Raw genomic sequence first — 7,924 nt, forward strand, 5'->3', positions numbered from 1 at the left:
CTTCAGCCGAAATGCGGAATGATCATTTCGGCGATTTTGACCGAATGTTTAAAATAATGCTTTAGGCAGACGAATCTGAATAATTTCATTGTCGTCGGCAAGTTTGGCGTTACGTCCCGATGAACCCGGGAAATTATTGTCATTCAATACCGTCAAAGTCGTGCCATTTTCAATGATAACATCTTCAATGGTCTCAAATGGTAATGCAAAAACTTTACCTGTCCCAATATCCCCTGCCCGCACGGTGCCGTATAGAGCATCTGGATTGGCAATCTTCATCAAGTCCACCAGATCTTCACGCGCTACCGTTTGTTTAGGCTCATTGAACTTAATGCGGATCAGTTTTTTATATCCGCCTAGATTATTCTGGCTCACATCCCGCTCGATAATGATGCCTTCTTTGTCATTAAACAATTGGAAATCGCCAATATTGGTGGCTTTGCTGTTCAGCTCAAACCAATAATAAACACCGGTATAGGCCTTTTTCTGAATATCAAACTGGGAAATCAGCAGTCGGCCAGTTGCATCATTCAGTAAAGGTTTTTCCAGCAAAGGATATAAATACTTGCCATCTGGCGAAATTGCCATACCCTCGAAGCCACTACTGCGCCCCACCAATGGCTCAACATAATTGATATTGGCTTTATTGAGCTGGTTTTGTGGGGAACGTAATTCTTGTGCCGGATTCAATGGATTCGGCAATCCAATCGGCGCATCGAGCAACACACCTTCTGCCGAGAAGTGCAGCAGATAAGGACCAAACTCGTCGCCAATCCAGTAGCTTCCATCTGCAGCACGTTGCATCGATTCAGGATCAAAATCCGCCCCAGTCAACAAACGCTCTGCGGTATTGCCATTCACAATCTCAAAAGAAATCAGTTTATTTGGATCACGTAGCTGGATAAAACTTTGCACAGCCACTTGCCCTGTGCCTTTAGCTTTGCTTTTAAAGTCTGCTTTGATTTTATAAATACGTAATAAGAAATCGGCTGAATTGTCCTGTGTACCAAAACCGTTATCGGCCATGGCCATATAACTACCATCCGCATTTTTCAAAGCGGCAGAAAAGCCTTGTACCGGTTGTCCTTTAAATGGCGGATAAATTCCATTGGCACCACTCACGGCTTTACCCGAGTCGGGGCCAGCCGCATAAGTTGCAACATCAAGTTTGGCAAAAGAGACTAAAGTAGGCTCGGTAACTTTCTCTGTGGGTGTGGTCTGATCTTGTTTATTATCATCGTTACAGGCACTGAGTCCTAAAGCTGTACTGCACAATACGGCCAATAAAGTTTTCTTATTCATGGTTTTATACGCTTGGTCAAAAATTACGCCAATTTAAGCAAGCTTTGATGACATTTTTACTGCAATCGCATGAACTCTTTATGGCGAAAAGATGACAATGTAACCCAACATTTTGTTTTATAAATTACGCTAACGATCGTCTATCCAGTCTTACTCAAGTTTGATCGGTCGATATGCACCCGCAATCGCAGCTTTTAAAAAGTTTTGAAAAGTTGGGCATTGCATATGATTTTCTGCGGGGCATACCGCAGCATGTCTCAGTCCCTGGCTGATAAAATCCAAGCGCTGGATCATTTGTTGCAATTGTTCAGCTTTTTCATTGAGCATGGCGCGATCCAGTTCAGGCTGACCATTTTCGCCAAACATCTGTGCAATTTCATTAAGGGAAAAACCTGCCGCCCGCCCCAAAGCAATCAATGCCAATTGATCCAGAACCTGCTTGCCATATTGTCGGCGTAATCCATGACGGCCTATTGATTTGATTAAACCTTTTTCTTCATAAAAGCGTAAGGTTGAGGTGCTCACATGGGCCCGCTTCGCAACTTCTCCAATATCCATAAATACCCCTTGACTTCAAGTTGACTTGAACTTGCACACTATCTTTATCGCGTTTTACGCAAAAAAGATCAAGGTGAAAAATGGAAACTGCAGAACTGTTATTTCAAATCCTGTGTTTAGGTGTCGGTGCCACAATCATGATGGATATGTGGCTATTGCTGTTAAAAACACTCAACCGCCCAAGCTTAAATTTTGCTTTGTTGGGCCGTTGGTTGGGCTGGATGTTTCGAGGCAAGTTCATCCATGCATCGATTGCGCAAAGTCCTGCCATCCGACAGGAATATGCCTTGGGTTGGCTGGCACATTACAGTGTCGGCATGCTGTTTGCCTTCAGCTTTGTGCTGATTGTTGGAGAAGCATGGTTATTGCAACCACAATTTAGCTCTGCTTTTATTTTCGGCGTGATTACAGTGCTCATTCCCTTCTTGATTATGCAACCGGCTATGGGGGCAGGCGTTGCTTCAACTAAAACAGCACAGCCTCTGCGCAACTGTCTACGCAGCCTGATCAACCACGCTATTTTCGGCTGCGGTTTATATCTCAGCGCTCAATTGCTTGCATTATTTCACTGAGGGATCAACCATGAAGTCGATTGCCATTATTTATCATAGCCGTCAGGGCCATATCCAGTTTATTGCCCAACAGATTCAACGCGGTATAGCGCAAGTTGGACAGATTAAAACTGATTTATTCAGCGCTGAGCAGTTAATGTCTCAACCCGAATTACTCTGTCACTATGACGGACTGATTTGGGGCTCTCCCACCTATCTGGGTGGTGTGTCAGGCACATTTAAACAATTGATGGATGCCACAGGGCCTTTATGGAAAAAACAAGCATTTAAAGGAAAATTAGCCACAGGATTTACCGTTTCCTCTCTACCCGCAGGGGATAAGCAATCTACACTGATTTCACTTTTCACCTTTTCGATGCAACACGGTATGATATGGGTCGGTAACCCTATTTTACCAGAGCAACATCAAGGGGTTCCGTATACGCAAGCAGCCAATCGACTCGGCTCATGGACTGGGCTTATGGCACAAGCTGAACATGCCAGTGCAGCAGATGCCTTTGATTTTGGTGATATCAAAACTGCTCAGCTATTTGGACAAAATTTTGCATCCAGCTTAAGTGCATATCAAGGAGTGATGATCACGTGAAAGCAGCAAGTCTTTTATTTCCATTGGTTCTGTCCTGCATGATGTCTTTTTTAATCTCTGGCATCACCATATTAAAGGCAGTCGGTTTTATCGAACATTTCTTTGCCATGTGGATGTCAGCCTGGATCGTGGCGTGGATGTTTGCCTTTCCTAGCGTATTGGTCTGTGCACCGATTGCACAAAGGTTGGTAGGATGGATTCTAAAGAAACGCTAATTGGGACTGTGTAAGCAAAAGCCTACAGTAACTGGGGTCATTGGCGAATACCCCTAGAGAGATAGATTCACTAAGATATGAAGCATAGAGAGACAGGATGTCTCATTCAGAATAACAAGAACACAGGGTGTGGTCGTTGACAGGAGTTGGCGGCAAGAAACCAAATATGAAAAAGCCTCGACAGGATGTCGGGGCTTTTTTATGATCCTCGAGTTTGTTTGAATACAAAAAAAGTAAACGATTTAACTTACGATTCTGCATTGACTCCCTGTGACTTGCTACCTACTATCCGCATGTTTTATATATGATGGTCAGTCTTGTTTTACGATGATAATTTACAACAAATTTTGCTTTTCTCGGTTCCAAATCACTTTTGCCAAATTGAGTGTCGTCCTTTTCATTAGCTATTTAACCGCTGCCTGTACCAGTACTCAAGGCCCTTCTGTACGTCAATCTCAACAATTTGCAACAGGAATCCAGAACGCCTACTCCGTTGCGCCGAGCACTGCGAATCGCGTTGCTCCGATCATTCTCAAAACTGCTGAACGACATAACATTTCCCCGCATTTACTGGCTGCACTGATTCGTCAGGAATCCAGTTATCGCACGTTTGCCCGCTCCTCTGCGGATGCAGTGGGCTTAACGCAGGTCCGTCCAAAATTCTGGCAACAGTTTTGTCCAGGTGATCTGTATGATGAACATGTCAACATTAATTGTGGTGCCTATATTCTGGCGAACTACTATCAGTCCACTGGAGACTGGGCAAAAGCCTTGGGTTATTACAATGTGGGTCCGACAGGCTATCGCAGAAGCCCGTATATGCGCCAACAGGCTGAACGTTATGCCAGCTCGGTCAAACGACATGAACAGTCCTTGAAAGAAGCTTTATAAACCTTGTCGGTAAAAACCTACACCGGTTGGCGTCATTGGCGAATGTCCTCATCATCTTGCATTCATTAATATAGGACTCATACAGGGACAGGACGTCTCATTCAGAACAATAACAGCACAGGATGTGGTCATTGACAGGAGTTGATGGCAAGAAACCCAATATGAAAAGCCTCGACAGGATGTCGGGGCTTTTTTATGTCCCGTTTAAAAGAATCAATACGGTAAAACAACTGCTATTGACTCCCCTAAACCGAGTGCATACCATCCTAATAATTTTATTCTGTCTCGGGTCTTGGTTTTGCAAATCGTCTCTACATCAACTGATCAAGGTATGACTTCTCACGCGCTCGGTTCACTTTTTTTAAAGCTCAGCCTTATCATTATGGCAGTGAGTCTTTCCGCGTGTAGTAGCTTAAGCGGATCATTTGCAAATCGCTCGAATCAACTCTCCTCAGGCTTACAAAACGCTTATTCTGTTTCACCCAGCACGGCCAATCGTTTATCACCAATGATCATTCAAAGTGCTGAGCGTTATGATGTATCGCCGACTTTACTGGCCGCGCTGATTCGACAGGAATCCAATTACAATAGCGCTGCCCGCTCACCAACGGGAGCCATTGGTTTAACCCAAATCATTTCCAGTCATTGGAATCAGGCTTGCCCAGGCAATCTTTATGATGAGAATGTCAACATTAACTGTGGCGCGCATGTCCTCTCGACCTACTATCGATCTGCTGGGAGCTGGTCCAAAGCCGTGGCCTATTACAATGTTGGCCCAACAGGCTATCAACGTAGTTTCTGGACACGGCATAAAGGTAAAAAGTACGCCCGCTCGGTGAAACGCCATGAAAAAACCTTGAAAAAAGCCTTATAAAAAATACAGCAAAAATGAAAAAACCATGCGCTTAGGCATGGTTTTTTATACCTTGAACAATAGATTTAGGCTTCGTCAAACAGACCTTCAAACAAGACTGAAGATAGGTAACGTTCACCGCTATCCGGTAAGATCACCACTATGGTTTTGCCTGCATTTTCAGGACGTTCGGCAATTTGGGCTGCCGCCGCCAATGCTGCACCACTGGAGATACCGACCAGAATCCCTTCTTGAGTTGCACACTTTCTTGCCCACTCAATGGCATCCGCACTATTCACAGGGACAACTTCATCTACCAAATCCAGATCTAAGTTCTTCGGAATGAAGTTGGCGCCAATTCCTTGAATTTTATGCGGTGCCGGGGTAATGCTTTCACCATTTTTGGTTTGAGTAATGATTGGAGATTCAGCCGGTTCAACAGCAACTGAATACAAGGGCTTATTCTGAACGTGCTCAAAATAACGAGAAATTCCGGTAATGGTTCCGCCTGTGCCGACACCCGCAACGAGAATATCAACTTGTCCATTGGTTGCCTGCCAGATTTCAGGACCGGTGGTATCGACATGAATTTGAGGATTGGCTGGATTTTCAAATTGTTGCGGCAAGAAATATAGTTCTGGATTTTCCGTAGCTAAACGAGCAGCTTCATCTACTGCACCTTTCATTCCTTTAGCAGGCTCAGTTAAAACAAGATTTGCACCTAAAGCTCTTTTAAGACCTTTCGGCGCTCCAGGCTCATACTTGCAGGCATGGTTAAGGTAATTGGATAACCTTTTGCCGCTGCAACAAAGGCTAAGGCAATCCCTGTATTACCACTGGTCGGTTCAACAATATGCATGCCAGCCTTCAGTACACCACGTTTTTCTGCATCCGCAATCAAAGCAGCGCCAATACGACACTTCACTGAAAATGCAGGGTTACGGCTTTCAACTTTTGCTAAAATCGTTGCACCCGTTTTAATCAGACGGTTAATACGCACTAAAGGTGTGTTGCCAATGGCTTCGGCATTGTTTGAATACACTGCGATCCCTAGGTTGGCTGGTGCTGGAAATTGCTGATCAGTTGACATGTTATTTCCTTATTAGATTTGGAATGATTCTCAATCATTATAGGCTTGTGGCGCGAGGAGGAAAGTAGAAAACATATAAATTATAGAAAATAAATATTTTTCAAAAAGTTAAATAAGATAACTCTCAACTACTGCTCCAAAATTTGCGTTATTCTCTTTTGATAATTATTCAAAAAATCCTTTGTTACCCGAAAATGTTCCGTTTCTTCATAGCTTATTTGTTTGATACCCGATTCCGAAAACTGGTAAATTTTTGCATTTGGATACGCCAGAAGAATAGGTGAATGGGTTGCAATAATAAATTGGGATTGCGCCTGACATAAGCGATCTAACACCGATAACGTGGTCATTAGCATGGTCGGTGATAAAGCGGCTTCCGGCTCATCCAAAAGATATAAGCCTCGCCCTTTTAACTTCATGGTTAATAACTTTAAAAACCCCTCTCCATGGGAGCGTGCGTGTATGTCTCCACCGTAACCTGCCAGATAATCCAGTTCTTTCATATAAGTCGCCACGTTATAAAAACTTTCGGCCCTTAAGAAGTAATAATCCTGAGGCTTCTTAAAACTTTTTATTGTGCGCAAAGATTGATATAAAACAGAGCTGCTGGTCGCCGTATTCAGTTGAACATTGCGTGTGCCTCCTTCTTCCGAAAAACCTAATGCCAGTGCCAATGCTTCGAGAATCGTGGACTTTCCCGAACCATTTTCCCCAACAAAGAATGTAACGTCGGGATGAAACTCAATATTTTCCAAATCATTGACTGCTGGAATAACATAGGGATAACTGGCCCAGTCTAAATTTTCTGGAGCTTTCAGCTTTACGGCTCTGATATAAGGTCTTTCTTGCATGAGGCTATTAAAAATCTATTTTCTATAGCATGCTGGATATCCGAGTGTAATAACACCCTTTTTCAACTCTTGACGGCATATCTTGTCGCGTTTTTAAAATGTTTATTTTTAATAGCTTAAATCCAGTGATTATTAATGAATTCCATCACATGATATACCCGCTTTTCTAAAGAACGCCCACCAACGGCCATAATAATATCTTTAACTCCTCCGACATATGGAGAGTCACCTAACACTCTAGTCTCTAACGTAATTGAACAAGCATCATTATCGGAAATCTCAATACGGTGATAAGCATGCCGAGCTAAATTTTGTTCAGGAATTCCAAATTCAGATTGCTGTTTTTGTATATCACGCACTGATTCAATACGATTACTCGGAATATTCAGGGAATTGGCCAGAGCCACTGCTGTACCTGGTAGAGATGTTTTATTTGCTTGATGTGATTCAGTAATATTTATTTGATATTGGCTAAAATTTTGCCCACTTTTTTCGAGCATATTCATAAATTTAAGCATTAATATATTGGTATTTGGGCATAAAACAACAGGAATCAAATAATCTTGCTGATGGTCAACATCTGTTGATAATTCAATAAGACTGGAATTTGTCTGTCGGCAATAAGAAATTGCCTCATTTAATTCTCTTCCAGAACCAGCGTGCACTACAATAGCAACTGTGTCCTGTGGATTTCGATCAGCCCACGGTAAAACCCGATAATTTTTCTCAAAATTTAACGCTTTGAGCAATTCATTCGCTAATTTACCAGAGCCAATAATATATACATTTGTCATAAACTAAAGTTTTTAGATAATTTTATTGATATTAATCTATTTTCGTTTAATTTATTTTCATTTCCCAATAAAAAACACCCCTAACGTTAGTTAGGGGTGTTTCGTATTTAAAAGCTGGCGATGACTTACTCTCACATGGCAAGTGCCACACTACCATCAGCGCTAAGAGGTTTCACTTCTGAGTTCGGGAAGGGATCAGGTGGTTCACTCTT

At 42.7% G+C, this 7,924-nt stretch carries 9 protein-coding genes, 1 rRNA gene and 1 pseudogene; 5 read left to right on the forward strand and 6 right to left on the reverse strand.

Annotated elements, in window-relative coordinates; all coding sequences use genetic code 11:
* Positions 1–48: 48 nt before the first annotated feature.
* A complete protein-coding gene (locus JO943_RS17635) occupies positions 49–1,302 on the reverse strand; it encodes an esterase-like activity of phytase family protein (RefSeq protein ID WP_202741420.1) in 1,254 nt (417 codons plus the stop codon).
* 150 nt (positions 1,303–1,452) lie between these two features.
* A complete protein-coding gene (locus JO943_RS17640) occupies positions 1,453–1,860 on the reverse strand; it encodes a helix-turn-helix domain-containing protein (RefSeq protein WP_199950264.1) in 408 nt (135 codons plus the stop codon).
* Positions 1,861–1,940: 80 nt separating this feature from the next.
* Between JO943_RS17640 and JO943_RS17645 the strand changes: the two genes are divergently transcribed.
* From JO943_RS17645 to JO943_RS17665, 5 genes are all read left to right on the forward strand, one after another.
* A complete protein-coding gene (locus JO943_RS17645) occupies positions 1,941–2,432 on the forward strand; it encodes a DUF2938 domain-containing protein (protein ID WP_202741421.1) in 492 nt (163 codons plus the stop codon).
* A gap of 10 nt (positions 2,433–2,442) precedes the next feature.
* On the forward strand, positions 2,443–3,018 hold the full coding sequence (locus JO943_RS17650; RefSeq protein WP_202741422.1) for a flavodoxin family protein: 576 nt from the start codon (positions 2,443–2,445) through the stop codon (positions 3,016–3,018).
* Positions 3,015–3,233: a DUF2798 domain-containing protein gene (locus JO943_RS17655; protein WP_202741423.1), complete on the forward strand. Its 219-nt coding sequence runs from the start codon at positions 3,015–3,017 to the stop codon at positions 3,231–3,233. Before JO943_RS17650 ends, JO943_RS17655 begins: the two co-directional genes overlap by 4 nt.
* Positions 3,234–3,560: 327 nt before the next feature.
* The gene (locus JO943_RS17660) at positions 3,561–4,124 is read left to right on the forward strand and encodes a lytic transglycosylase domain-containing protein (protein WP_005226293.1); all 564 of its coding nucleotides are present in this window, start codon (positions 3,561–3,563) and stop codon (positions 4,122–4,124) included.
* A 331-nt stretch (positions 4,125–4,455) separates the two neighbouring features.
* Positions 4,456–4,998 (forward strand): lytic transglycosylase domain-containing protein, encoded by a 543-nt coding sequence (locus tag JO943_RS17665; RefSeq protein ID WP_050441713.1) that lies wholly within the window; start codon positions 4,456–4,458, stop codon positions 4,996–4,998.
* A gap of 65 nt (positions 4,999–5,063) precedes the next feature.
* Here the strand turns inward: JO943_RS17665 and cysK are convergent.
* The 4 genes and pseudogenes from cysK to rrf all read right to left on the reverse strand — a co-directional run.
* Positions 5,064–6,067 (reverse strand): annotated as a pseudogene (gene cysK, locus JO943_RS17670) (cysteine synthase A).
* A 128-nt stretch (positions 6,068–6,195) separates the two neighbouring features.
* Positions 6,196–6,918 carry an AAA family ATPase gene (locus tag JO943_RS17675; RefSeq protein ID WP_202741424.1) on the reverse strand — a complete coding sequence of 241 codons (723 nt, stop codon included), beginning with the start codon at positions 6,916–6,918 and terminating at the stop codon, positions 6,196–6,198.
* Positions 6,919–7,034: 116 nt separating this feature from the next.
* Positions 7,035–7,712: a dihydrodipicolinate reductase C-terminal domain-containing protein gene (locus tag JO943_RS17680; RefSeq protein ID WP_202741425.1), complete on the reverse strand. Its 678-nt coding sequence runs from the start codon at positions 7,710–7,712 to the stop codon at positions 7,035–7,037.
* Between the two features lie 112 nt (positions 7,713–7,824).
* Positions 7,825–7,924: ribosomal RNA gene (gene rrf, locus JO943_RS17685) — 5S ribosomal RNA — on the reverse strand; the annotation flags it as partial.

Origin of the sequence: Acinetobacter sp. 'aerobic (ED)' (assembly GCF_904886855.1) — a bacterium.
In the GTDB taxonomy this organism is placed as follows: domain Bacteria; phylum Pseudomonadota; class Gammaproteobacteria; order Pseudomonadales; family Moraxellaceae; genus Acinetobacter; species Acinetobacter courvalinii.

Excerpts from the sequence above, each read along its gene's own strand:
- JO943_RS17635 (WP_202741420.1), bottom strand. The coding sequence starts at position 1,302 with ATGAATAAGAAAACTTTATTGGCCGTATTGTGCAGTACAGCTTTAGGA.
- JO943_RS17640 (WP_199950264.1), bottom strand. The coding sequence starts at position 1,860 with ATGGATATTGGAGAAGTTGCGAAGCGGGCCCATGTGAGCACCTCAACC.
- JO943_RS17645 (WP_202741421.1), top strand. The coding sequence starts at position 1,941 with ATGGAAACTGCAGAACTGTTATTTCAAATCCTGTGTTTAGGTGTCGGT.
- JO943_RS17650 (WP_202741422.1), top strand. The coding sequence starts at position 2,443 with ATGAAGTCGATTGCCATTATTTATCATAGCCGTCAGGGCCATATCCAG.
- JO943_RS17660 (WP_005226293.1), top strand. The coding sequence starts at position 3,561 with ATGATAATTTACAACAAATTTTGCTTTTCTCGGTTCCAAATCACTTTT.
- JO943_RS17665 (WP_050441713.1), top strand. The coding sequence starts at position 4,456 with ATGACTTCTCACGCGCTCGGTTCACTTTTTTTAAAGCTCAGCCTTATC.
- JO943_RS17675 (WP_202741424.1), bottom strand. The coding sequence starts at position 6,918 with ATGCAAGAAAGACCTTATATCAGAGCCGTAAAGCTGAAAGCTCCAGAA.
- JO943_RS17680 (WP_202741425.1), bottom strand. The coding sequence starts at position 7,712 with ATGACAAATGTATATATTATTGGCTCTGGTAAATTAGCGAATGAATTG.